At 34.7% G+C, this 23,990-nt stretch carries 23 protein-coding genes and 1 pseudogene; 13 read left to right on the top strand and 11 right to left on the bottom strand.

The genetic code is table 11. From position 1 onward, the window contains the following. Positions 1–90 precede the first annotated feature (90 nt). The 3 genes from ACXYMZ_RS08785 to lepB form a co-directional block, all read right to left on the bottom strand. Positions 91–1,230, bottom strand: coding sequence for a S1C family serine protease (locus ACXYMZ_RS08785; RefSeq protein WP_458948018.1), 1,140 nt, complete (start codon positions 1,228–1,230; stop codon positions 91–93). Positions 1,231–1,262: 32 nt separating this feature from the next. Beyond that, the gene (locus ACXYMZ_RS08790; protein WP_458948019.1) at positions 1,263–2,420 is read right to left on the bottom strand and encodes a zinc-ribbon domain-containing protein; all 1,158 of its coding nucleotides are present in this window, start codon (positions 2,418–2,420) and stop codon (positions 1,263–1,265) included. Between the two features lie 278 nt (positions 2,421–2,698). Next, positions 2,699–3,220: a signal peptidase I gene (gene lepB / locus ACXYMZ_RS08795; RefSeq protein ID WP_458948020.1), complete on the bottom strand. Its 522-nt coding sequence runs from the start codon at positions 3,218–3,220 to the stop codon at positions 2,699–2,701. A gap of 230 nt (positions 3,221–3,450) precedes the next feature. Here lepB and ACXYMZ_RS08800 point away from each other — a divergent pair, with 230 nt between their 5' ends. Further along, positions 3,451–3,609, top strand: coding sequence for an FbpB family small basic protein (locus ACXYMZ_RS08800; protein WP_458948021.1), 159 nt, complete (start codon positions 3,451–3,453; stop codon positions 3,607–3,609). Between the two features lie 83 nt (positions 3,610–3,692). Here the strand turns inward: ACXYMZ_RS08800 and ACXYMZ_RS08805 are convergent, their stop codons facing one another. Continuing rightward, positions 3,693–4,601: a DMT family transporter gene (locus ACXYMZ_RS08805; RefSeq protein WP_458948022.1), complete on the bottom strand. Its 909-nt coding sequence runs from the start codon at positions 4,599–4,601 to the stop codon at positions 3,693–3,695. A gap of 119 nt (positions 4,602–4,720) precedes the next feature. On the opposite strand from ACXYMZ_RS08805, the gene ACXYMZ_RS08810 reads away from it, so the two are divergent. Then, on the top strand, positions 4,721–5,059 hold the full coding sequence (locus tag ACXYMZ_RS08810) for a hypothetical protein (RefSeq protein WP_458948023.1): 339 nt from the start codon (positions 4,721–4,723) through the stop codon (positions 5,057–5,059). Positions 5,060–5,064: 5 nt separating this feature from the next. On the opposite strand, the gene ACXYMZ_RS08815 is transcribed toward ACXYMZ_RS08810, so the two are convergent. The 3 genes from ACXYMZ_RS08815 to ACXYMZ_RS08825 form a co-directional block, all read right to left on the bottom strand. Continuing rightward, complete coding sequence (locus tag ACXYMZ_RS08815) at positions 5,065–5,538, bottom strand: YkyB family protein (RefSeq protein WP_458948024.1); 474 nt, start codon at positions 5,536–5,538, stop codon at positions 5,065–5,067. Positions 5,539–5,669: 131 nt separating this feature from the next. Next, a complete protein-coding gene (locus ACXYMZ_RS08820) occupies positions 5,670–6,248 on the bottom strand; it encodes an SCO family protein (protein WP_458948025.1) in 579 nt (192 codons plus the stop codon). A gap of 104 nt (positions 6,249–6,352) precedes the next feature. After that, positions 6,353–7,204 (bottom strand): metallophosphoesterase, encoded by an 852-nt coding sequence (locus ACXYMZ_RS08825; protein WP_458948026.1) that lies wholly within the window; start codon positions 7,202–7,204, stop codon positions 6,353–6,355. Positions 7,205–7,659: 455 nt separating this feature from the next. Between ACXYMZ_RS08825 and cbpB the strand changes: the two genes are divergently transcribed. The 4 genes from cbpB (at position 7,660) to ACXYMZ_RS08845 (ending at position 12,648) form a co-directional block, all read left to right on the top strand. Next, entirely contained in the window at positions 7,660–8,109 is a 450-nt protein-coding gene (gene cbpB, locus ACXYMZ_RS08830; RefSeq protein ID WP_458948027.1) for a cyclic-di-AMP-binding protein CbpB, read from the top strand. A gap of 152 nt (positions 8,110–8,261) precedes the next feature. After that, on the top strand, positions 8,262–10,013 hold the full coding sequence (locus ACXYMZ_RS08835) for an ABC transporter ATP-binding protein (protein WP_458948028.1): 1,752 nt from the start codon (positions 8,262–8,264) through the stop codon (positions 10,011–10,013). A gap of 115 nt (positions 10,014–10,128) precedes the next feature. After that, complete coding sequence (locus ACXYMZ_RS08840; protein WP_458948177.1) at positions 10,129–11,871, top strand: ABC transporter ATP-binding protein; 1,743 nt, start codon at positions 10,129–10,131, stop codon at positions 11,869–11,871. A 111-nt stretch (positions 11,872–11,982) separates the two neighbouring features. Beyond that, on the top strand, positions 11,983–12,648 hold the full coding sequence (locus ACXYMZ_RS08845) for a potassium channel family protein (protein WP_458948029.1): 666 nt from the start codon (positions 11,983–11,985) through the stop codon (positions 12,646–12,648). A gap of 50 nt (positions 12,649–12,698) precedes the next feature. On the opposite strand, the gene rnjA is transcribed toward ACXYMZ_RS08845, so the two are convergent. From rnjA to def, 3 genes are all read right to left on the bottom strand, one after another. Then, a complete protein-coding gene (rnjA, locus tag ACXYMZ_RS08850; protein ID WP_458948030.1) occupies positions 12,699–14,366 on the bottom strand; it encodes a ribonuclease J1 in 1,668 nt (555 codons plus the stop codon). Between the two features lie 3 nt (positions 14,367–14,369). Further along, on the bottom strand, positions 14,370–14,579 hold the full coding sequence (locus tag ACXYMZ_RS08855) for a DNA-dependent RNA polymerase subunit epsilon (protein WP_458948031.1): 210 nt from the start codon (positions 14,577–14,579) through the stop codon (positions 14,370–14,372). A 621-nt stretch (positions 14,580–15,200) separates the two neighbouring features. Next, positions 15,201–15,752 carry a peptide deformylase gene (gene def, locus ACXYMZ_RS08860; RefSeq protein WP_458948032.1) on the bottom strand — a complete coding sequence of 184 codons (552 nt, stop codon included), beginning with the start codon at positions 15,750–15,752 and terminating at the stop codon, positions 15,201–15,203. A 186-nt stretch (positions 15,753–15,938) separates the two neighbouring features. Here def and ACXYMZ_RS08865 point away from each other — a divergent pair, with 186 nt between their 5' ends. The 7 genes and pseudogenes from ACXYMZ_RS08865 to ACXYMZ_RS08895 all read left to right on the top strand — a co-directional run bounded on the left by ACXYMZ_RS08865 (position 15,939) and on the right by ACXYMZ_RS08895 (position 23,017). Then, positions 15,939–16,610, top strand: coding sequence for a YkyA family protein (locus ACXYMZ_RS08865; protein WP_458948033.1), 672 nt, complete (start codon positions 15,939–15,941; stop codon positions 16,608–16,610). 116 nt (positions 16,611–16,726) lie between these two features. Continuing rightward, a pseudogene (locus ACXYMZ_RS08870) lies at positions 16,727–16,948 on the top strand (DUF2188 domain-containing protein); the annotation flags it as partial. A 336-nt stretch (positions 16,949–17,284) separates the two neighbouring features. After that, a complete protein-coding gene (gene pdhA / locus ACXYMZ_RS08875; RefSeq protein ID WP_458948178.1) occupies positions 17,285–18,328 on the top strand; it encodes a pyruvate dehydrogenase (acetyl-transferring) E1 component subunit alpha in 1,044 nt (347 codons plus the stop codon). Positions 18,329–18,331: 3 nt separating this feature from the next. Continuing rightward, a complete protein-coding gene (locus ACXYMZ_RS08880; protein WP_458948034.1) occupies positions 18,332–19,309 on the top strand; it encodes an alpha-ketoacid dehydrogenase subunit beta in 978 nt (325 codons plus the stop codon). Positions 19,310–19,334: 25 nt separating this feature from the next. Further along, on the top strand, positions 19,335–20,630 hold the full coding sequence (locus tag ACXYMZ_RS08885; RefSeq protein ID WP_458948035.1) for a dihydrolipoamide acetyltransferase family protein: 1,296 nt from the start codon (positions 19,335–19,337) through the stop codon (positions 20,628–20,630). A 4-nt stretch (positions 20,631–20,634) separates the two neighbouring features. After that, positions 20,635–22,044 carry a dihydrolipoyl dehydrogenase gene (lpdA, locus tag ACXYMZ_RS08890; RefSeq protein WP_458948036.1) on the top strand — a complete coding sequence of 470 codons (1,410 nt, stop codon included), beginning with the start codon at positions 20,635–20,637 and terminating at the stop codon, positions 22,042–22,044. Between the two features lie 109 nt (positions 22,045–22,153). Beyond that, on the top strand, positions 22,154–23,017 hold the full coding sequence (locus tag ACXYMZ_RS08895) for a polysaccharide deacetylase family protein (protein WP_458948037.1): 864 nt from the start codon (positions 22,154–22,156) through the stop codon (positions 23,015–23,017). A gap of 114 nt (positions 23,018–23,131) precedes the next feature. Here the strand turns inward: ACXYMZ_RS08895 and ACXYMZ_RS08900 are convergent, their stop codons facing one another. After that, positions 23,132–23,899 (bottom strand): SurA N-terminal domain-containing protein, encoded by a 768-nt coding sequence (locus tag ACXYMZ_RS08900; protein WP_458948038.1) that lies wholly within the window; start codon positions 23,897–23,899, stop codon positions 23,132–23,134. Positions 23,900–23,990 lie beyond the last annotated feature (91 nt).

The following is a 23,990-nucleotide window of genomic DNA, read 5'->3' on the forward strand; positions in this document are numbered from 1 at the left end:
AACTCACCTCCCACCTCTACTGTCTTACTATATGCAAGAGGTGAAAATTAGGTATAGACATTCGCACAGTTAAGAATTTATCCTTCCTTATTAATTGGTAACTTCATTCATATTTACAATCTTCAATTGGTCATTTTCGTACGCAAAAATAAATTCAAATTGTCTTTCAGAAGAAATATATTCATCTTCTGAAGCTTCATCTCTTTTTTCAATTTCTACAGTAATAGTTGTCTGTATTTGATTATTTTCAACGACATTACTTTCAATTTCTGAGAAGTCTAAATCAACGATAGCAATATAACGATTTCTAAAATCTGAATAGGATGTGCCTTTTTGTAAATCACTAGCAAGAAGGGAGTATGCATTTACATAATCTCGAATTGCAATACTGTCCCAAAAATGTTCTGTTAAATAAATAGAATCCTGAAGACCTTGCTCCATATTATCCTGATTAATCATGTCAATTACACTAGGGAACTCTAATTGATCATTCACAGCAGTATTTGACCACTCTTGGACTTGTTCAATCACTTCGCTTATAGGAATGCTAAATCCTAATAGTCCATCTTCTGTACCTACAGAATTAATGCCAATAATTTCCCCAGTTTCTCTCTTAATTAAAGGACCACCACTATTTCCATGTGTAATTTGAGCAGATATCTGATACACATTAGAATAGTCATAACCATCTACTTGGAAATCACGGTCTGTTCCAGAAATAATACCTAATGTAACTGTATTTTGAAATCCGTGTGGACTCCCGAGTGCAATAATCTCTTCACCAATTTCAGCTAATTCTTCCGATATCGGTAAATAATCCATATTGGCTAATTGTGGAACGCGGATAACTGCTATATCTGTTTCCTCACTAATTCCGACAATCGCAGCAGGATAGAATTGTGCATTTGCTGTTCGGACATAAATTGAATCCATGTCTTGAATAACATGTGCATTTGTAATGATGTCGCCTTTGTCATTATATAAGAATCCAGAACCAGTAATTGTTTGGTATTCGTTTTGACCTTCAATTTGTATAACTGTTTTTTCCGCTTCATAGATGATCGATTTTAAATCTAGTGTACTTGACTCCTCTGTAATCATTGAAACGATTGGTTGATTAATTTCAGGTTCATTTGCTTTCCAATCTGTATACTGTTTTACAAATAAAAATCCACCAAAAAGTAAAAAAAGAACAGATAGGATAAGTGGTAGATAGCGTTTGTGCCTCATGAAGTCTCACCTCAGAAGATTTAGCACAGAAGTTAATTTGTATACCAGGTTATTTTTTTCACTTCTGCTTTTAATCTTGTACTTTTCTCTTTCAAATCAAAATGTGTAAATTCAAATTTCCCATTTTCTAAAGGATAAAGCATATCTGGGAAAACAAAAATTTCATTTGTAAGTATTTCTTCATCATTTCTTAACAATACATACTCTACCATAATAGAATCAATTGGTACGGTAGCATTGCTTTTTACTTCACCTTTAATAACGACTTCATCATCTGCATTATTCTCTAATTTCACAGATAATAATTCAATTGCATCATTTTCATTTATTTGGTGCTCTTTTGATGCAGTATCAATCGCTTGTTCCATTCTGTCTTTCGCGTCTGCTTCAAAAGCAAGCTTCTCTTTATTTATGTTTGTTAATAAACTTTGGAGCTTTTCAGAATCCGGAGCATATTTTAAGCCATCTTCGGCAATTAATATAGCATCATTAAATTGATTATTATTAAGCTCTTCACTTGCTCTAGAAAAAGTATAATCAATAATTCTTTCCCGAATAGAAGAGACGATCTCAGGTGACTCTGGGTGGTTGATTTCATCAGCTTCCCAAATCAGTATCCGAAGTTCATTAAATGAAGGACCATCATCTAATTTTACTTTTAATTGTTCTAACTTTGCGAGTGCATAATAGTTATTAAGCTTTTCGATTAAGAGGCTGACCGCTGGACCGTGAAAAGCTGTTAATTTACTTTCTAAAGTAGAAATTAGTGCAATGGATTCTTCAAATTCACCATTTTCGAGTAGTCTCTGAACTTCTACTAATTCTTCTTCTGTTTGATTCGCTACATTTGTGTAATTATATAAAACTTCTGCTTGAGAGAAATGTTCTTTTTGATTTAATGATGCTTGTAGTAACTCATTAGCTTCCGTATAATTTTCTTCCATAAGCAATACTTCAGCTTCATTATATAATTCCAAGGCTTTAGCAGATTTATGTTGGAGTAAAAAAGAATATGCTCCAACTGCAAGTACGACAACAAGTATAGAAAGGATAGGAAGCATCCACCATTTAGATATTTCTTTTTTTCTTTCTGTTCGTGTCAACATGTCTTCTGGAAGAGCCTTGCCACATTTAATACAATAACTTTCTTCCTCTTTTACTGGTGTTCCACAATGAGGACAATAGAGCATAATTTCACCTCCAGATACTTTTACTAATTTTATCACATTATCGCTTTCAATAGTCGGAGAAAGTTGGTATTATAAAGGTAAGGAAATTATTACATAATAGTTTATATAATTAAGATGACATTGAAAGGAGTGCAGCGAAATGGAAGTACTATTTGCATTGGTTCTATTTACAATTCTTGCACTAAATATTGGCTACTGTGTGTTTGACAACGATAAATAATAAGATAGGCAGTCGTAATTATAACGACTGCCTATTTTTTATGAGAAATATTGTAACCTTAACGCGTTAAGTCCCAATTGTTAAATGGGTAAATAATTATCTCGGATTTTCCTATAATTTCTGTACGATCAATATAGCCTAAGCCATTGCGACTATCTTTACTTATTGCACGATTATCTCCCATAACAAAATAACTGTCTTCATCAAGAGTAAAAGGCCCGTGGGTGCCAGTTTTATCTAGGTCAGCTTCTCTTAAAAAAGACTCCTTATATTCTACACCATCAATGTAAATAGAATTATTTTTTATTTCTATTACTTCTCCAGGTAATCCAATAATACGTTTCACATAATTTTTAGTTGGTTGTTCAATGATTACGATATCGCCTCTTTTTGGCTCATCTATAAAATAGATAAACTTATTGAAGATTAGTTTATCTCCATTTTCCAAAGTTGGTTCCATACTCTCGCCTTCAACAACAGAAGTTGCAAAAACAAAGGTATGTAGAATGAATGCAATCACCACAGCGAATACAATTGCTCTTATCCATTCTTTCCAGCTATTACTAGATTTACTTTTCATCTCGATCATCCCTTCATTTATCCATATTATCATAGAAAAATTGACTTATCGAATTCAAAAGTAATTCTTTTTTAATAGATTAAATCACTAAAAAGAAGATGCAATTGTGACTTAATAGTGAAGTTTTGGCTAATTTAGAAAATTAATTAATAAAATGTTCACGCAATTGTGACTGAAAGGTTGGAAAATGGGGTATAGTAGAAATAGTACTTTGTAAAGGGGTGCAGCAAATGAGACCAAAGCGTTTAAACTATGACCAATTAGTCGACCAAAATATCCAAGATATTTTAAAAGATGAGAATAGAATTGATCAATTAGAAATGCGATTAGAAAAAAGACACGAAGCGTCTGCTCTAAAACACAGAGAGCAAACAGACAACAAAGTTTAAACTATTACTTGTAGAAAATGAATTAATATAAAAGGCAGAGCTTAAATTTAAGCTCTGCTTTTTATATTTGTCCATCTTAAGGCTTATTCACGTTTCAAGACCTTCCGAGCATAGACAGCTCTGCTTCCATACACTTGAATTAGAATTACTGCACCGATAATGAGAGCCATCCCTAACATTTGAATAAAAGAAAAGGATTCCTTAAATATAAAGATTCCAATAATAGTAGCTACAACGGGTTCAATTGTCGTTAGAATGGAAGCTTTCGATGCTTCTGTATGATTTAATCCATATGTATAAATGATATAAGCGATTGCAGTTGGTAGTAAACCTAGACCGAAAGCATAAAACAATACCTCTGGTTCAAACAGTAAGGCTCCTTTTTCTTTATAAGGAAAGAAGGGAAGTAATGTAACGGCAGCTACAAGAAAAGTAAAGGTCGTAATTGTTAAACTACCATATTTCTCTAAAGCGTACTTGCTAAAAATACTATAAAAAGCATATCCAATGGCTGATCCAAGACCAAATACAATACTTGCAAACTTAAAAGCCTCTGTATTAAAAGGAATTAAACCAACTACTAGGCTAGTACCAAATAATGTAATAATGAGCGCTATAACTTTTACCTTTGTCAAAGCTTCCTTAAATAAGAAGAACGACAAAATCGTTACAAAAGCAGGAGCAGTATATAAAAGTGCTGTGGCAACTGGTATAGATGAAATTTCAATTGCAGTAAATAAACAATAATTGAAGAAGATAATACTAAAAACACCTGTACCAATAAAGTATTTGATATCTGTAAATTTATGTAGTTTTAAAGTTTTTGGCGATGTTATCAAAAAGTATAATACGAGAATCAAAGCAGAAGTCCAAGCTCTTAAGGTGACGACTTCCATCGGTGAAAACCCGAATGCATAGAGATTTTTTACATAGAAACTTATTGTTCCCCAGAGTGTAGCGCCAATGATAATGCTTATAAATGCTTTGTTCAATTCAATCTCTGCCTTTCTTATAGGAAATCATATGACTCTAATTATAAAGGTAATTTAGAAGTATATCTATATTTAAGGGAGGCAATACTTTTAATGGCTTACTGAAAGAGAGGGATAGAATGGAAGCGGATTTAATTATTTATAACTACCAAGCAATATTCTTATTGGCAGTATTATGCCTATTTACCGTCGTATTCTACTTTATGTATCAGTTAGTGAATTATGGAATGAAACGTAAACTCTATTATTTACTTAGTTATTTCTTTGGAAGTATATTATTTATAAATTTATTTGTGATTTATTTATGGTACACCAATCAAGCACAAAGAATAACAGAATTCATTCCATTATTACTTCAAATAATAGGGATGTTTGGGATAATATTTGTTACATGCAGAAGTTTATATTTTGTTTTTAAAAGATTAGTAAAAAAAGCGCTAAAAGTTAGGAGACTTTAACGCTTTTAATATCTTCTTTTATTTGATGGTGGCCATTCCATTTTACCAAGGGAAGAGGGGGTGTAATATGCTGATGAGTATTCTCTTTTAACTTTCTGTTTACTTTTTTGCTCAGGTTTCCAATCAATCAATGGATACAAAATCCTTTTTGCTTGGGAAAGTGACATTTTTGTTTGGGGATTACGGTAATTTTTATCTAATGAGCCAAGATGCTCTAATTCCTTGAAGTCTTCTTTTGTTGGGGGAATATGAAAGTAATAATTCCCGACTTGTACAAGTAATGTTGAGTGCTGATTACTAAATTTCGGACGCTCTGAAAAATGTAAACCTATCTTTTTCGCATCATTGTCTTTTATTAATTTATTTATAGCTTCTTTTTTTACAAAATATAAATGCTGTGGCTCTGGTGCAGTTTTTGCATGACGGTTAACAGTAAAAATAGCTTGTGCAATTTCATCTAGACGTTCTTCTTCTATCAATCACTTTATCCTCCTTTCGACATTTAATAATTCAATCGTAACGTAACAGCCGTTATTAATCAAATAGATTATCCAGAAAAAACAAAAACATAAACCCTGCAAAGTATCAAGATTTGCAGGGCATGGTGTATTTACTCGTTCAATTTTCGTAAATCATTCATGATTGTTTCCATACTTGCCGATCTCACACCATCATAGTTTTTAATAACAGTACCTTCAGGATTAACTAGGAAAAAGCTAACACCGTGCGTTACTTGGTCTGTTCCTTCAGGTGCTTCAGCTAATAAGCTTTTAAATGTTTTTATTGATATTTCTTTTATTGTCTGAAAGTCATAGCCTGTTAAGAAGTTCCAATTACTGAAGTCAGCACCATAGCTTTCTCCATACTCTTTTAAAATTTCAGGTGTATCATAATCAGGTTCGACACTAAATGAAACTAGCTGAACATTATCAAAACCTTCTTCAGCCATTTGATCTTGTAAATTTTTCATATTAGCAGTCATTGGTAAGCAAACTGTATCACAATTAGTAAAAATCATATTAGCAATCCAGTAATCGCCTTTTAAATCATCAAGAGCAAAAGGTTCGTTATCTTGATTGGTAAATTCAAATTCAATAAAATCCTCGTTCATATTTGTTTCAATAGCTTCTCCACAGCCAACAAGAAAAAGGGAGAATGCCAATGTCAGTCCAAAAAATAGTCGTTTCATGAATAGACAGACTTCCTTTCATAAATAGAATAAGTGCATTTAGAACAAGTATAACATTTGTTAAAGTCTTTTTTAGTATTTTAGATTCGTTTCGTGTGAAACCTTTATGACATCTTTGCTTTTAGTGTGTATTCATGAATTTCGGGTCGGCAAAACAGGCGATATGGTAGCCTCGTTGTTCCAATACCGGCATTGACATATAGATCAAGTTTATTCTCGATTCGATATTTACCTAATACATATTTCTCCGCATATATTGGAGTATATAGATGACCAAGAATAGGTAAGCGCACTTGACCACCGTGGCTGTGCCCAGATAATTGTATATCAATAGGAAATTGAACCGCTGTATCCGCAAAGTCAGGTTCATGCGCAAGGAGCATTGTAAACGAATTAGGATTTGCATTCGCAAGTGCGGCTCGTAAATCAGGTTTACCAAGCATCATGTCGTCTATACCGGCTATTATAAAGTTAGAGTGAATTTCTACATGACTATTCTGCAATAAAGTAAAACCTGCATTATCCATAATCTCTAAAAGTCTGTCTGTTCCATAACCTCCATGATCATGGTTTCCATAGATCCAATACTTCCCTTCTGGGGCATCTAATTTTAATAAGGATTGTGAAATTGCTTGTTCAAATTCTTCATTAGAGTATTTGGGATCATCAATTAAATCTCCAGTAAAAACGATTATATCAGGTGATAAGTTATTTATTTCAGTTACAAGTTCTTCTAAATCTTCTATAGAGTAATGGAAGCCAAGATGTGTATCAGAAAATTGAACGATTTTTTTATTGTGTAGTTGTTCTGGTATTTTTTTTGATTGAATAATTTCTTTTCTAATTTGAAGAGAGGAGGGTTCTATTTCTCTACCATAAAAAAAAGTTCCGCCAACTAATCCAATTAGTCCTACGAAAGAGCCGATTGCCCTTTTTAAAAATGATCTTCGGTTCATATATTTCAATCCTTCGTTTGAATTAGTAGTTTTATACCAGATATCGAAATTGTCTGTTAATTAGTTGACATCTATTTGGTAAAAGGATAGACTTTAATTAAGTAAAGTAATTCTACAACATATTTCTCTTTGAACTACTTCGATACTCAACTATCTTAACACATTGTATGACAACTCAAAATGACTTACAAGCAAAAGTAAATGGTTAATCATATCCTATTTATAACTAGATAAAATTAATTTACTTCTTAGATGAAAATAATTCCGGCATATTGTTTCAATAACTGGCTTGTTATCTGATACAATATAAATAGTCAGTAAAATAAGCTTTTTTAAAAAATTATTAGTGAGGATTTGTTGTTATAAAAAAAGGGTACGATTCTTATTGACATGCTTATTTAGTGAATTTTAAAGTAGTTATTTAAAGTTAAGTCAATAAATAGGGGGTAATTTGTATGAGTACAATGCAAGAGAAACAAATTCAAAACATTTCAATCGAAGAATTAATGATATCATCCGAAAAAGTAGCACATGTACAATTAAATAATCCATTAGAACACGCGTTACTTGTCTTAATCAAGTCAGGTTATGCTGCCGTCCCAGTTCTGGATTCATCTTATAAGTTAGCAGGTATCATTGGAAAGACAGTAATTTTAAATGAAATTCTAGGCTTAGAGAGAATCGAATTTGAAAAGTTATCCAATATGCAAGTGCATGAAGTTATGAATACGGATATACCTAGAGTTACGAAAGACGAAAGCTTAATTGATGGGTTAAATGCAGTAATTGATCACGCATTTGCGTGTGTAGTCGATGAAGACGGATTCTTCGACGGCATCTTAACAAGACGAGCAATCTTAAAAGAAATTAAAAAAGATATTTATACAAAAGAATTTAAGAAATAAATATAACCATATTAAAAATACATTCTCTTAGTGGAGGATGTATTTTTTAATTTGTTTTAATAAAATTGTTACTACTTTTTAAAATAAAGATAGCAATTTATTTCGAATTCCGTTATATTTATAATTACGAAACTTTTGAAGGAGGAACAAGATTGGATATTTTCAAACGACTTAAGAGATTTTATTGGCCATATAAAAAATACTTTCTTTGGTCATTATTATTTCTCGTGCTCTTTACAGTAATAACAGTTGTTTATCCAATAATTCTACAAATCACGATTGATGAAGTGGTTTTAAAGGATAATTATGCACTAATGCCTTACCTTGCAATCATATTCTTTGGACTTATGATGATTAAAGCAATCTCAGGTTTTTCTTTTCAATACTTAGGAGATATATTCGGTATGACATCCGTATTTAAGCTGCGTAACGCACTTTACAATAAACTCCAAGTATTATCATTCAAGTACTACGATAACTCAAAGACAGGCGATATTATGTCTAGATTAACTGCTGATGTTGAGGGCTTTCGCTTCTTCTTATCTGCGGGATTTGCAGAGTTAATTAGAATCGTCTTATTGATCTCTGTAAGTTTAAGTATCATGTTTTATTATTCGGCACCACTTGCTGTTGTTACAATGCTTGCAATGCCTTTCTTAGGTGTGATTGTCTATAAGTTTGATAAGCAAGTGCACCCAGCTTTCCGTGGTATTAGACGTTCTTTTGGTAAATTAAATACAAGAGTTCAGGAAAATATTAGTGGGATGAATACAGTTAAGTCTCTTTCAAGAGAAGATTTTGAGATTGACCGTTTTTCTAAAAGTAATGATGATTATCGCCAGAACTATATCTATACTTCAACGCTTTGGGCTAAATATTTCCCCCTTATGGAGTTCATCGGAAATATTGCAGTCGTTTCATTGCTTGGGTATGGAGGATATCTTGTTATCTCAGAACAAATGGCACTTGGTGCCTTAGTAGCTTTCTTCAGTCTTGTTTGGTACATTCTAGGACCATTAATGAACCTAGGATTTGTAGTTAACCAATTTTCACAAGCGAAAGCTTCAGGGGAACGTTTATTAGAGATTCTTGATGAGTATGAAGATATTACAGAAAAAGAAGATGCAATTGATGTTCCGATTAAAGGTGATGTGACATTTAATAATGTGACTTTAAATTATGTTAAAGATGATGATGCTGCATTAAAAAATATTAGTTTCGAAGCTCCTTCAGGGAAGACAATTGGATTAATTGGAGCAACAGGGTCAGGAAAAACAAGTATTACTCAACTAATTACGAGATTCTATGAAGCAGATGAAGGTGAAGTGTTAGTTGATGGCCGCCCTGTTCAGGATTATAAATTAAAAACACTGCGAAGCAATATTGGGTTTGTTCTTCAAGAACCATTTTTATTCTCCACGACAATTAGAGAGAATATTGCTTATGGTCAACCGTTAGTCACTGATGATCAGATAATAGATGCAGCAAAACGTGCACAAGCTCATGATTTCATTATGGAATTGCCTAATGGTTACGATACGTTCCTTGGTGAACGAGGAATGGGATTATCTGGAGGCCAGAAGCAAAGAATTGCAATCGCACGAGCGCTTTGTATCAATCCGAGCATCTTAATATTGGATGACGCAACTTCTGCAGTTGATATGGAAACGGAATTTAGAATCCAAGAAGCTTTAAAAGAAGTGATGCAAGGCAGGACCTCTTTTATCATTGCACATCGAATTTCTTCTTTACAGCACGCTGATGAAATTTTAGTGTTAGAAGAAGGGGAAGTGAAGGAAAGAGGTACACATCAAGAGTTATTGGAGATAGACGGTATTTATCGCCGTATCTATAATATTCAATATCAAGATAGACAAGAAATAATGGAAGCTGTTAATCAGTAGTGGAATAGGAGGTAAAGCATTGGAAAATGTAAAAAAGGAAGAGAAGAAAAATCATTTAACAAGGTTCCATTATACAGTTGAGCAAGTTATCGAAAAGCAATTTAACTGGAAACAAATGTTACGTCTTTTAAAATATTTAAAGCCGTATTCTAAAACATACTTACCTGCTGCGATACTTATGATGTTGATCTCAACATTTGTGCGCTTAACCGTACCAATCCTAATCGGTCAGGTAGCAATTGATGTAGCCATTGAAAATAAAAATACCAGTCTATTAACTTGGTTAGTTGTTATTATAGGAGTATTATACTTACTAAATTATGGAGCGAACACATTTAGAATAAAATGGGTGAACCTCTTAGGCCAAAACGTCATATACGATTTACGCCATCATTTATTTTCACATGTTCAACGATTGTCACATCGATTTTTTGATAATCGTTCAGCGGGTTCCATATTGGTACGAATATTAAATGATATAAACTCGCTTCAAGAGTTATTCACAAATGGAATCATTAATTTATTAATGGATACGATCACTTTACTTGGAATCATTATCATATTATTTGTTCTGAGCCCACAATTGGCAATTGCGGTATTGATTGTTGTTCCAATTATGTTCTACATCTCGACTAGATTACGTAGAAATATACGTCGTTCTTGGCAAGAAGTTCGTATTCATCAATCAAAAATGAACTCACATTTAAATGAAGGTATCCAGGGAATGCGTATCACACAATCTTTCTCCCAGGAAAACGAGAATGCTGAATTCTTTGACGGAGTAAACAGAGGATTCTTCGACAGTTTTAAGAATGCTGCTAGAAAAACCGCTTTCTTTAGACCGTTTGTTGATCTGAGTGATGCGATTGGAACGATAATTTTAATTGTATTCGGTGCATACTTGATTTTATTGGGTGAAGGAAATGGCGGAATTTCTATTGGTACATTCGTAGCCTTTGCATTTTTCACAGGCATGTTCTGGGAACCAATCTCTCGCTTAGGTCAGATGTATACACAATTACTGATGGCAATGGCATCTTCCGAAAGAATTTTTGAATTCCTAGATGAGCAGCCAAATGTAGAAGAGAAAGAAAATGCCTACGTATTTGAGGATATGGAAGGGAATATTGAGTTTGATAAAGTCCAATTCTCTTATGATGAAAGCCGTATAGCTCTTCATGAAATCTCATTAAAAATGCATGCTGGGGAAACGATTGCTTTAGTAGGTCATACGGGAAGTGGAAAGTCTACAATCGCTAACTTAATCAGTAGGTTTTATGATCCGACAAAAGGTGCAGTGAAGATAGATGGACATGATTTACGTGATGTACAGCTTTTAACTTTACGAGAAAAAATAAGTGTCGTGTTACAGGATACATTTATCTTCTCAGGTACCATCATTGAAAACATACGCTTTGGTAGACCAGATGCAACAGATGAAGAAGTAATGGAAGCAGCTCGAGTGGTAGGAGCGGATGACTTTATTCAACGACTTGCAAATGGATATTTTACAGAGGTAGAAGAGCGTGGAAATATCTTATCAGCAGGGGAGAGACAGCTACTCTCATTTGCACGTGCATTATTAGCAAATCCTAGCATTATTATCATGGATGAAGCAACCGCAAGTATTGATACAGAGTCTGAAGTAAAAATTCAAAAGGCCTTGAAGCTATTATTAAAAGGAAGAACCTCTATCATTATTGCCCATCGCCTATCAACAATCCGCGATGCCGACAAGATCTTTGTACTTGAAAATGGTAGGATATTAGAACAAGGGAATCACTTTGAGTTGATTAGTCAAAAAGGAAAGTACTATGATTTAGTAAAATCCCAATTTACAATGCTCGATAAAGAATAATCAGAGTATCTATATTAGAAGGAGACGATATCATTTGTCTCCTTCTTTTTATCTGTTTCGCACTGATTATGGTAATATATATGAATAGTTAAGTAGGATGGAGGTAATCAGGTGGCAAAGGATTTCGCAGTAATTGGACTCGGTAGATTTGGCGGTAGTATATGTAGAGAATTAAGCAACGAAGGTAAACATGTACTAGCGATAGACAATAATGAAACACGAGTAAATGAATTCAAGAATATCGTTTCACATGCAGTGATTTTAGATTCTACTGACGAGGAATCATTAAAAGAAATTGGGATTCATAATTTCGAACATGTCATTGTCGCAATTGGTGAAAATATTCAGGCGAGTATTTTGACAACTGTTATTTTAACAGATTTGGGAGTAGAAAGAATAACTGTAAAAGCTCAAAATGATTATCATGAAAAAATTCTGAGAAAGTTAGGTGTTGATCAAATTGTCCATCCCGAACGTGATATGGGTAAAAGGCTAGTACAAAGCCTACTATCAAGTAATATTATTGATTTTCTTGAGCTTTCAGATGACCATAGTATTGTTGAAGTAAGGGCAGGCAAGAGAATGATTGGTAAGACTTTAATCGAACTGGATATTAGAGCGAAGTATGGCTGTAATATAGTCGCGTTAAAGCGTGGAAAAGATATTATCGTTTCTCCTGAAGTAGATGATCCAATCAGATCTGAAGATATATTAATCGTAATTGGCGAAGATAAGGATATTGATCTTTTTGAGAAAAAACTAGTAATAGAACGTTAAAAAAACACCCTAGCAGACCTTTGCTAGGGTGTTTTAATAAGTTTTTTAAATTAAACTTCCATAATAATTGGAAGTACCATTGGACGTCGTTTTGTTCTTTCAAATAAGAATGGTGCAATTGTATCAGTGATTTCATTTTTAATTTCAGACCACTGATTCGTTCTACGACTCATAACTTTATTTAAATGAACAGTTACAAGTTCTTGCGCTTCTTTAATAAGATCTTCAGACTCTCTCATATATACGAATCCTCTAGAGATGATATCTGGTCCTGAAGCAATTTTGAATTCTTTCATATTGATGCTGACTACAACGATAACAAGTCCTTCTTCAGATAGAATCCTACGATCTCTAAGAACAATATTACCAATATCACCAATGCCGCTACCATCAATATAAACAGTACCAGCAGGGATTTTACCTGCAATATCTGCAGTATCCTTACTTAACGCAAGAACGTCCCCATTATCTAGTGTGAAGCAGTTTTCAGGTGCAACATCACAAGCTATAGCTAGTTTATTATGTTCTACCAACATACGATATTCCCCATGGATTGGCATAAAGAATTTTGGTTTCATTAGACGTAACATTAATTTCTGTTCATCTTGACTACCGTGACCAGAAGTATGGACGTTACTTAATTGACCATGGATAACTTCTGCGCCTGCGCGGTATAGTTTATTTATAATTCTACTAACACTAATCGTATTTCCTGGGATTGGAGAAGATGAGAATACTACCGTGTCTCCAGGAATTAATTGTACTTGCTTGTGCGTACCGTTAGCAATTCTTGATAAGGCAGCCATCGCTTCACCCTGTGAACCAGTACATAAAATTGCAATTTCATCAGCAGGCAGGCGATTAATTTGATGGTTATCAATAAATGTTTCTTTTGGAGCATGGATATAGCCAAGCTCTAACCCTAAATTAATTGCGTTTTCCATACTGCGTCCAAATACAGCAACTTTACGGCCATGTTTTACAGCAGCATCGATTACTTGCTTCAAGCGATAGATATTTGATGCAAAGGTTGCGAAAATTAAACGACCTTCTACACGATTAAAAATATCGTTGATACTTTCACTAACTACGCTTTCTGACATTGTAAAACCTGGAACTTCACTGTTTGTACTATCGGATAGTAAGCAAAGTACGCCTTCTTTTCCGATCTCTGCCATCTTCGTTAAGTCGGCATGTTCTCCAACTGGAGTAAAATCAAATTTATAATCACCTGTATGAACGATATTTCCTGGAGGAGTCTTAACAACTACCCCGTATGAATCAGGAATACTATGCGTTGTACGGAAAAAACTTACAGATGTTTTACGGAATTTAATAACATCGTCTTCTTGAATTGTCGTTAGTTTTGCATTTCTTAATAAACCATGTTCTTCGAGTTTGTTTCTAATTAACCCAATAGCGAGTTTTCCAGCATAAATCGGCACATTTATTTCACGTAACAGATAAGGGATTCCACCAATGTGGTCCTCATGTCCGTGGGTAATAATCAATCCTTTAATTTTGTCTTGGTTTTGGACTAAATACGTATAATCAGGAATAACATAATCAATTCCTAATAACTCATCCTCAGGGAATTTAATTCCAGCATCAATAATGATGATCTCATCTTGAAACTGAACTGCATACGTATTTTTACCAATTTCACCGAGTCCGCCTAAAGCAAAGACTGCAGTTTGGTCATTTTTTACGAATTTCATAATTTAAAATTTCTCCAATTCAAAGGTTTCGGATTGTTTTTCATATGCTAGATGTGCCTCATCTAATTCTTGGATATACTCGATATTATAGTTTCTTTCTTTTAACAGCTCACGTACATCACGTACTGAGTCTGCCTCAATATAAATACTTTTCGTTCTTTCTCTTACAGGAACTTCATCAGCTATTTCTTGGAATAATACTTTAAATATCATTTAATCTCTCCTATCATTTTCTTTTACGACGTATCAAATAAGCCATGTATCGTGACATTTCGATCAATAATACATGTTGACGCTATTTATTAATTTCCAATGTATGTTTCCGTGGCATACATAAAGAATTTATTAAATTGTGATTGGTTGTAGAAACTATAGTTACCAAATTTCTTTGGAACCAAATTTGCACGAACGTAGATTTAAAAGGAAAACTTCTAAGTCTACTTATTTATGCAGTTCTATTTATAAGTTGTAGGTACACGTCCTTTTCCACCTATAAAGTCTTTCCAACGTTTCTTCAGCTTTTCTCTAAGGCGTTTTAACATGTTTACACACGTCTCCTTTCATAAATTAAGAAAAGCAACAAAACATTATACCGTTCCAATCGACTTATCTATAGTATAGTACGAAATTAAGAAATTTGAAATGATAAACAAAAAAATAATTAATTTTAATCACTATTTATAGTATTACCCTATTCTTACGAGCTAAAATCATTTGAAATAACAAAATTAAATGTGTTGTTGCTAGATACTAGTATTTTTTGCCAAACTCCTTAATTTATACATGCCCAAATAATAATAAAAGATGCCCAACTAAGTGGACATCTTTTATTTATTATTCAACGGGTGATGAATTGTCTGGAATGAAAAATGGATTTTCTTTATTAATATGATCATAAAACATAATTCCATTTAAATGGTCGATTTCATGTTGGAAGACAACAGCAATATAACCTTTCAGACGTAGCTTCACTGGATTGTTATCCATATCAGTTGCTTTAACTGTAATTCGTTTATAACGGTGAATATACCCCTCGATTTCACGATCTACCGATAAACAACCTTCACCAGTCTGTAAAAATGTTTCCTCCACCGAGTGCGAAACAATTTTAGGGTTAACAAGTCCGTAGCTATATAACTTTCCATTTGTATCTTCAAAATGAACAGCGATTAATCTTTTTTCTATCCCTAGCTGAGGTGCAGCTAAGCCAACGCCTGGTCGTAGCTTGTATTTTTCCGCAATTTCATCATCCTGGCTATTTTTTAAAAATGTTAGCATATCCTCTAATAACTCTCTATCTTCAGTCGAGATAGGTACTTCCACTTCTTTTGCAGTTCTTTTTAAGGAAGGGTGTCCCTCACGAACTATATCGTCCATCGTAATCATTTATCATTTCTCCTAACTCTGTGATTGTACAAGTAAGTATATGTTTGCTACTATTTTAACATACTAAATCTACATAACACATATATTAACTATATATACGATGGATAACCGTACTTTCGGTGGGACAATAGATTGTGTTATACTCATTGAAGATGTGCTTAGAAAATGATTTTAGGGGGGAAAAGAATGGCTCGAAAATGGATTATCATTCTATTGATAGGGTTAGTAACTGTACTTGCTGCATGTAGCGGTGAAAGTACAGCAGAAAAAATACATATGCACCTGGAAGAAACAGTTGTCTTAGAAGAAGACTACAAAAATCAACAAAGTGAAATTACTACGTTAGAAAAGCAGGAACAAGATATTTATGCAGAAATTATTGAATTAGATATGGATGAATTTGATCAAATAACTGCACTTGCTAATGAAGCATTAGCTGTCATTGATGAACGTGAGGAGAAAGTTAATCTAGAGCAGGAGAGTATCACTAGCGCAAGTGAAGAATTCCATTCTATAGAAGATTTATTAACTGACCTTGAAGATGAAGCTGCAAATGAGAAAGCAAATGAAATGTATAATACCATGGTCGAACGCTACTCAACCTATGATGAGCTATATGCCGCCTATATGGAATCCCTGCAATTAGAGAGGGAATTATATGAAATGCTTCAATTAGAAGACTTAGAGCAAGAAACGTTAAATGAACATATTGAAAAAGTTAATGAAAGTTATGAATCAATCTTTACATTAAATGATCAATTTAATGAATTAACTGTTTCGTATAATCAATTTAAAAAAGAATTCTATGAAGCCGCAGAAATGAATGTTACCTACAATCAAAATGAAGAAAGTGAATAATTTTTAATGAAACATGGGGTCGGTTCTCCTGTTGCACTCTAGTGCGACAGGAGAACCGACCCCATGTTTCATTCCAGGCTTGAAGGGAAATAATTACTACTAAAGGAGTGATATAGATGCCTTGGACAATGGAAGATTATCCTGACTCTATGAAAAACCTAGAAGATGTGACGAGGAAAAAAGCAATTGATATTGCAAATTCGATGGTTGATGATGGTTATGAAGAAGGACGGGCAATTCCGATTGCAATTGATACTGCGAAAGAATGGTATGAAAATGCAGACTCCGATGAAAGAGAACATTACCGAAAATATGGAAAACCGACAACGAGATCAAGCAAAGATAATAATTAAATAACAAAACGCTTACGGCTGCCCCTAAGGTGGCCTTTATTCTTTTATACATGCTTCATGTACTTACTGTATTAGTATTCACTGTTGTTCTGTATTGCAACAGAAATAAGTTTTTTGATTGTTCTATAACATCAAATGCGGCTTGTTATAGTGGTGATTATGTGACTAAACTTTGTAATTGACCAATTACATAAAATAAGATAATATTTAGAAGGACATGCTTTGTACCAGTAATTTAAAAATATTTTATATAACAGATTATTTTAAAGGAGAGTGACCATCTTGAAACATGTATTAGAGAGTATTGAAAGTCAATTTGAAATGTTCCAGATTTTGAATGAGGATGGAGAAATCGTTAACGAAGAGGATATGCCAGAGCTTTCAGACGATGACTTAAAAGAGTTAATGCGTAGAATGGTATACACTAGAATTCTTGATCAACGTTCAATTGCGTTAAACCGTCAAGGAAGATTAGGCTTCTATGCACCAACTGCTGGTCAAGAAGCATCACAGCTAGGAAGTCAATTTGCAATTGAGAAAGAAGACTTCATTTTACCGGGTTACCGTGATGTTCCACAATTAATTTGGCAGGGCTTACCTTTATACCAAGCATTCCTGTTCTCAAAAGGGCATTTTCATGGAAATCAATACCATGATGATCTACATGCGCTTGCTCCACAAATTATAATTGGTGCACAATACGTTCAAGCTGCAGGTGTTGCTTTAGGAATGAAATTAAGAGGCAAACAAAATGTAGCGATAACATATACAGGTGATGGTGGTACATCACAAGGTGACTTCTATGAAGGAATCAATATGGCAGGAGCATATAAAGCACCAGCTATCTTTATCGTACAAAATAACCGATTTGCAATCTCTGTTCCAGTAGAAAAGCAAACAGCTGCTAAAACATTAGCTCAAAAAGCAGTTGCAGCAGGTATCGAAGGAATTCAAGTAGATGGGATGGACGTTCTTGCAGTTTACGCAGCAACGAAAGACGCTCGTGACCGTGCAATTAATGGAGAAGGACCAACATTAATTGAAACACTTACTTACCGTTTCGGCCCTCATACAATGTCAGGGGACGATCCAACACGTTACCGTACAGAAGATCTGGATAAAGAATGGGAGAAAAAAGACCCGATTGTCCGTTTCCGTAAATTCCTTGAGTCGAAAAACTTATGGACAGAAGCAGATGAAGAAAAAGTAATTGAAGAAGCAAAAGAAGATATTAAAGAAGCAATTAAAAAAGCGGATCAGTATCCGAAACAGAAAGTTACTGACTTAATTAATAATATGTATGAAGAACTTCCAGCTAACTTACAAGAACAGTTAGAAGTATATGAAGCAAAGGAGTCGAAGTAAATCATGGCACAAATGACGATGATTCAAGCTATTACAGATGCAATGCGCAATGAGTTAAAGAATGATGAAAATGTGCTTGTATTCGGTGAAGACGTTGGACAAAACGGTGGGGTTTTCCGTGCTACAGAAGGACTACAAGCAGAGTTTGGTGAAGAAAGAGTATTTGACACACCATTAGCTGAATCAGGAATCGGTGGTCTAGCAATCGGATTGGCTCTACAAGGTTATCGCCCAGTTCCGGAAATTCAATTTTTCGGTTTCTTATATGAAGTTATGGACTCTGTGAGTGGACAGATGGCACGTATGCGTTACAGGTCTGGTGGACATTTTAACGCACCAATTACAGTTCGCGCTCCATTCGGTGGGGGAGTTCACACGCCTGAGTTACATGCTGACTCATTAGAAGGTTTAGTAGCTCAACAACCTGGATTGAAAGTTGTTATACCATCTACTCCTTATGAAGCTAAAGGATTATTAATTTCTGCAATTCGCGACAATGACCCTGTAATCTTCCTAGAACATATGAAGCTGTACCGCTCATTCCGTGAAGAGGTTCCAGAGGAAGAGTATACAATTGAAATTGGTAAAGCTGCAGTTAAACGCGAAGGTAAAGATATTACATTTGTTGCATACGGCGCAATGGTTCATACTTGTTTGAAAGCTGCTGAAGAGCTTGCTAAAGAAGGAATTGAAGCAGAAGTAATTGATTTAAGAACTGTATCTCCAATTGATTATGATACAATTCTTGAATCAGTTAAGAAAACAAATCGTGTAGTTGTTGTTCAAGAAGCACAACGTCAAGCTGGTGTTGCAGCTAACGTGATGGCTGAGATTCAAGAAAGAGCAATTCTACATCTAGAAGCACCAGTATTACGTGTAACAGCTCCAGATACAGTATATTCATTCTCAGAAGCGGAAGAAATTTGGTTACCTAACCATAACGATGTAATTGAGAAAGCAAAACAAGTAATTAACTTCTAAAAAAAATCGATAGGAGGTAGATAGAATGGCATTTGAATTTAAATTCCCTGACATCGGTGAAGGAATCGCTGAAGGTGAGATTGTTAAGTGGTTTGTTAAAGAAGGCGATGCAATTAATGAAGATGATGTTTTATGTGAGGTTCAAAATGATAAAGCTGTCGTAGAAATCCCTTCCCCTGTTGAAGGTACAGTTAAAAGTATCAAAGTGGGAGAGGGTGAAGTAGCTCGCGTTGGTGATGTCTTTGTTACAATTGACGCAGAAGGCTATGAATCCGACGAAGCTGAAGAAACGACGAAAGTTGAACCAGAAGTAACAAAGCCTGAAGAAGATACAGAAACGAAAGTAGAAACCAAAACAGAAGACAAGCAAGAAGTAGAAGCATCCGATGAAGATGATTCTACAATGATTATTGCGATGCCATCTGTAAGGAAATACGCTCGTGAACAAGATGTAAATATTAAAGATGTTTCAGGTAGCGGAAAAAACGGTAGGATTTTAAAAGAAGATATTGATGCATTCTTAAGTGGTGATTCGGTTAAAGAAGATACTACTGAAACGGAAAGCATAGAAGAAACAGAAGAAGTGAAAGAAAAATCTGTTACAGTACCTACAGGAACATATCCTGAAACAAGAGAAAAAATGACAAATATACGTAAAGCTATCGCAAAAGCTATGGTAAATTCGAAAACAAAAGCGCCACATGTGACACTTATGGATGAAGTAGATGTGACAGAACTTGTTGCACATCGTAAGAAATTTAAAGATATCGCAGCAGAACAAGATATCAAATTAACATTCTTACCGTATGTTGTTAAAGCTTTGATTTCAGCATCTAAAAAGTATCCAGTAATTAATTCAATGATTGATGAAGAAACAGAAGAAATTGTTGAGAAACATTATTATAATATTGGAATTGCAGCAGACACAGATCGTGGTTTATTAGTTCCTGTAGTCAAGGACGCTGATAGAAAATCATTATTTGATATTTCTAAAGAAATCAGTATCTTGGCAGAAAAAGCTAGGGATGGTAAACTAACAGCAGAGGAAATGTCTGGAGCTTCGAACACAATTACAAATATTGGTTCTGCAGGTGGTCAGTGGTTTACACCAGTTCTGAATTACCCTGAAGCTATTATCCTTGGAATCGGTAGAATTGCAGAAAAACCAATTGTACGCAATGGTGAAGTTGTAATTGCTCCTGTACTTGCATTATCTCTAAGCTTTGATCATCGTCTTGTTGATGGTGCAACTGCGCAGTTGGCATTGAACCAAATTAAACGAGTACTTAATGATCCACAACTAATCATGATGGAGGCGTAATAGAATGGTAGTAGGAGATTTTCCGGTAGAAGTTGATACACTTGTTGTAGGAGCAGGACCAGGTGGTTATGTTGCTGCAATCCGTGCTGCACAACTAGGACAAAAAGTAACAATCGTAGATAAAGGTGCTTTAGGTGGCGTTTGTCTAAACGTTGGTTGTATACCTTCTAAAGCATTAATTTCAGCTGGCCAAAAGGCTGCAGAAGCTCATGGAATCGATGAGCTTGGAATTAAGGCAGAGAACGTTACTGTTGATTTTTCAAAAGTTCAAGAATGGAAATCTTCCATCGTTGATAAGCTTACTTCAGGTGTTGAAGGTTTACTTAAAGGTAATAAAGTAGATATTGTAAATGGTGAAGCTTACTTTGTAGATCAAAATACTGCAAAAATTATGGATGAGAAAAACTCGCAAACTTACAAGTTTAAAAATTGTATTATTGCTACAGGTTCTACTCCAATCGAAATTCCTAGCTTTAAATTCTCTGAAAGAGTTTTAGATTCAACTGGTGCTCTTAACTTAAAAGAAATTCCTAAAAAGTTAGTAGTCATCGGTGCAGGTTATGTGGGTACTGAGTTAGGATCTGTTTATGCTAACTTTGGTACAGAAGTTGTGTTCCTTGAAGGTGCAAAAGACATTCTAAGTGGTTTCGAAAAACAAATGACACAACCTGTTAAAAAGCGTTTGAAGAGTAAAGGTGCAACAATCGTAACAGAAGCAATGGCTAAAGGTGTAGAAGAGACTGATAGCGGAGTTAAAGTTACGTATGAAGTTAAAGGTAAAGAAGAAACAATTGAAGCAGATTACGTAATGGTTACAGTCGGCCGTAAACCGAATACAAGTGAAATCGGTTTAGAAGAAATTGGTCTTGAACTAGATGAAAGAGGACTAGTGAAGACGAATAAACAATGCCGTACAAACCTGGATAACATTTATGCAATTGGTGATATTACTGCAGGTTTACCCTTAGCACATAAAGCGTCATACGAAGGTAAAGTTGCAGCAGAAGTAATCAGTGGAGAGAAATCTGAAATTGATTATATCGGAATGCCAGCTGTTGCATTCACAGAACCAGAATTAGCGTCTGTTGGTTTAACAGAACAAGAAGCTAAAGATGCAGGTTACAAAGTTAAGGTTGGGAAATTCCCATTCGGAGCAAATGGACGTGCACTTTCACTTAATGCAACGGACGGCTTCTTGAAACTTGTTACACGTGAAGAAGACGGTCTAGTGCTTGGTGGTCAAATTGCCGGGCCAAATGCGAGTGATATGATTTCTGAAATCGGACTAGCGGTAGAAGCTGGAATGACTGCAGAAGATATTGCTTTAACAATCCACGCACATCCAACATTGGGAGAAATCACAATGGAAGCAGCAGAAGTAGCGATTGGTAAACCGATTCATATGATGAAGTAATAACTGATATTCAAACGGTAGTCTAAATCAGGCTACCGTTTTTTCTTGTTATTTATTTTCCTAATCTCTATAATTATGGTAGTAGCTTACATCAGGAGGAATATTACGAATGAAAAAATTAACTATAAGCCTATTAACACTAATACTTTTACTAGTAGCGTGTGCCGATAATGAAGAAAACGAAACAACCGAGCCTGTAGAAGAAGATAATATTGCCGAAGAGCAAACAGAAGATAACGATAATATTGAAGCAACAGAAAAAGATATTGAAAATGACAAAGAGGAAACAAGTGAAGAACAAGAAGAAATTATAGAAGCACAATATTATATTGATGAGAACTCATCAGTTGTACCTCTAGGAGATGGAGTCGAAGAGGATGTTGTTTTACTAACAATTGATGACGCTCCAGCAACTTATACATTAGAAATGGCAGAAATATTAAGCAATCTAGATGCAAATGCAATCTTTTTTGTGAATGGTCATTTTTTAGATTCACCTGAAGAAGAAGAGGCTTTAAAACAAATTCATGAAATGGGCTTCTTGATTGGAAACCACACGTATTCACATCCGGTTATTCCTGATATTCCTGAAGATGAACAATATGAAGAGATTATTAGTTTAAGTGATAGAGTCGAAGAAATTATTGGAGAAAGACCAAAGTTCTTCCGCGCGCCTCACGGAATGAACTCGGATTATTCAAAGGCTGTCGTTGAGGAAGACGGAATGGTGCTTATGAATTGGACGTATGGCTATGATTACTTTGAGCCCTATATGAATGCAGAAAAACTAACAGAAGCAATGATCACTGGAGAAGCACCAGAAATTGATATTGACTATTCACTATTAAAACCAGGTGCAAACCTTTTAATGCATGATCGAGAATGGACAAAGGATGCGCTAGAAGGAATTGTTTTGGGGCTACGAGAAAATGGTTATGAAATAGTTGACCCTAATTTAATAGAAGTTAAATAAAAAGCAAATAGAATAATAGGTTCGGTTGAGGTTGAAAATACCAGAATCACTTAATATAAATGACAAGCAAAAAACGCTCAGAAATTTCTGAGCGTTTTCATAATAATTTTCAGCTTATAAATTTTTAGTGATATCCGCATCTGAGCGAAGTTCTTCAATAAGCTTCTGATAAGTTTCTGATTCTTTTGCTGCTTTAATTTGTGCAATGAGATCCGGTTCTAATTCTTCAAACGATGGAACCTCTACTTCTTCCTCATTTTCCTCATTCATCTGTTCTAACTGAGCGACATACATATCATACATCTCTTGAACCTCTTCTTCTGACGGCTCAACATCACCAGATTCACGAGCAATAAGCTTATCTATTTTGATTTGTGTCTCAATCACAGACATAACTTCATCTTCACTCGTGCCCTGCTCTTCTAAAGCAGTAAGAAGTGCTTCTTGAGTTTCAAGCCCATTTTGTTGGACAAGGATATCAAGTGTTTCATTCATCTCTTCTTCTGAAACCTCAAAATCATTCTTTTCAGCTTCTTGTACAATAAGCTTTTGACCAATCAAAGCATCAACAACCTGAGCTTTCAATTGTTCTTGGTCAACTTCTTCACCACTCATCTGTGCTTGCATCATTGCTTGTTGAAATTGAGAAGTATAAGTCATTTCAAATTCTTCTTTTGAAAGTTCTTCACCGTTTATTTCTGCAACCACATCAGGAATGCCCTCTAAATCAGGCTCCGGCATTTCTGCACCTGCCCCTGGGATTGCTTCAGCTTCCTGCGTTGACGTTTCTGATTCTTCTTTTGATTCCTCATCACCACTGCAAGCAGCGAGAAGAAATACGAGTAACACGAGAGATATACTCACTAACCATTTTTTATTCAAAAAAATCCTCCTTTAAACCAAGTAAACCCATTTTAACAGAACAAGATTATATGTAAACTCAAACAAAATCAGAAAACCAATAATTTCATCT

Source organism: Oceanobacillus sp. CAU 1775, assembly GCF_054482815.1.

What these genes read in the sequence shown, in the direction of transcription:
- lpdA (WP_458948036.1), top strand. Translation starts at nt 20,635, where the DNA reads ATGGTAGTAGGAGATTTTCCGGTAGAAGTTGATACACTTGTTGTAGGA.
- ACXYMZ_RS08825 (WP_458948026.1), bottom strand. Translation starts at nt 7,204, where the DNA reads ATGAACCGAAGATCATTTTTAAAAAGGGCAATCGGCTCTTTCGTAGGA.
- ACXYMZ_RS08810 (WP_458948023.1), top strand. Translation starts at nt 4,721, where the DNA reads ATGGAAGCGGATTTAATTATTTATAACTACCAAGCAATATTCTTATTG.
- ACXYMZ_RS08820 (WP_458948025.1), bottom strand. Translation starts at nt 6,248, where the DNA reads ATGAAACGACTATTTTTTGGACTGACATTGGCATTCTCCCTTTTTCTT.
- cbpB (WP_458948027.1), top strand. Translation starts at nt 7,660, where the DNA reads ATGAGTACAATGCAAGAGAAACAAATTCAAAACATTTCAATCGAAGAA.
- ACXYMZ_RS08885 (WP_458948035.1), top strand. Translation starts at nt 19,335, where the DNA reads ATGGCATTTGAATTTAAATTCCCTGACATCGGTGAAGGAATCGCTGAA.
- lepB (WP_458948020.1), bottom strand. Translation starts at nt 3,220, where the DNA reads ATGAAAAGTAAATCTAGTAATAGCTGGAAAGAATGGATAAGAGCAATT.
- ACXYMZ_RS08800 (WP_458948021.1), top strand. Translation starts at nt 3,451, where the DNA reads ATGAGACCAAAGCGTTTAAACTATGACCAATTAGTCGACCAAAATATC.
- ACXYMZ_RS08790 (WP_458948019.1), bottom strand. Translation starts at nt 2,420, where the DNA reads ATGCTCTATTGTCCTCATTGTGGAACACCAGTAAAAGAGGAAGAAAGT.
- ACXYMZ_RS08895 (WP_458948037.1), top strand. Translation starts at nt 22,154, where the DNA reads ATGAAAAAATTAACTATAAGCCTATTAACACTAATACTTTTACTAGTA.
- ACXYMZ_RS08865 (WP_458948033.1), top strand. Translation starts at nt 15,939, where the DNA reads ATGGCTCGAAAATGGATTATCATTCTATTGATAGGGTTAGTAACTGTA.
- def (WP_458948032.1), bottom strand. Translation starts at nt 15,752, where the DNA reads ATGATTACGATGGACGATATAGTTCGTGAGGGACACCCTTCCTTAAAA.
- ACXYMZ_RS08840 (WP_458948177.1), top strand. Translation starts at nt 10,129, where the DNA reads ATGTTACGTCTTTTAAAATATTTAAAGCCGTATTCTAAAACATACTTA.
- ACXYMZ_RS08855 (WP_458948031.1), bottom strand. Translation starts at nt 14,579, where the DNA reads ATGATATTTAAAGTATTATTCCAAGAAATAGCTGATGAAGTTCCTGTA.
- ACXYMZ_RS08880 (WP_458948034.1), top strand. Translation starts at nt 18,332, where the DNA reads ATGGCACAAATGACGATGATTCAAGCTATTACAGATGCAATGCGCAAT.
- rnjA (WP_458948030.1), bottom strand. Translation starts at nt 14,366, where the DNA reads ATGAAATTCGTAAAAAATGACCAAACTGCAGTCTTTGCTTTAGGCGGA.
- pdhA (WP_458948178.1), top strand. Translation starts at nt 17,285, where the DNA reads ATGTTCCAGATTTTGAATGAGGATGGAGAAATCGTTAACGAAGAGGAT.
- ACXYMZ_RS08785 (WP_458948018.1), bottom strand. Translation starts at nt 1,230, where the DNA reads ATGAGGCACAAACGCTATCTACCACTTATCCTATCTGTTCTTTTTTTA.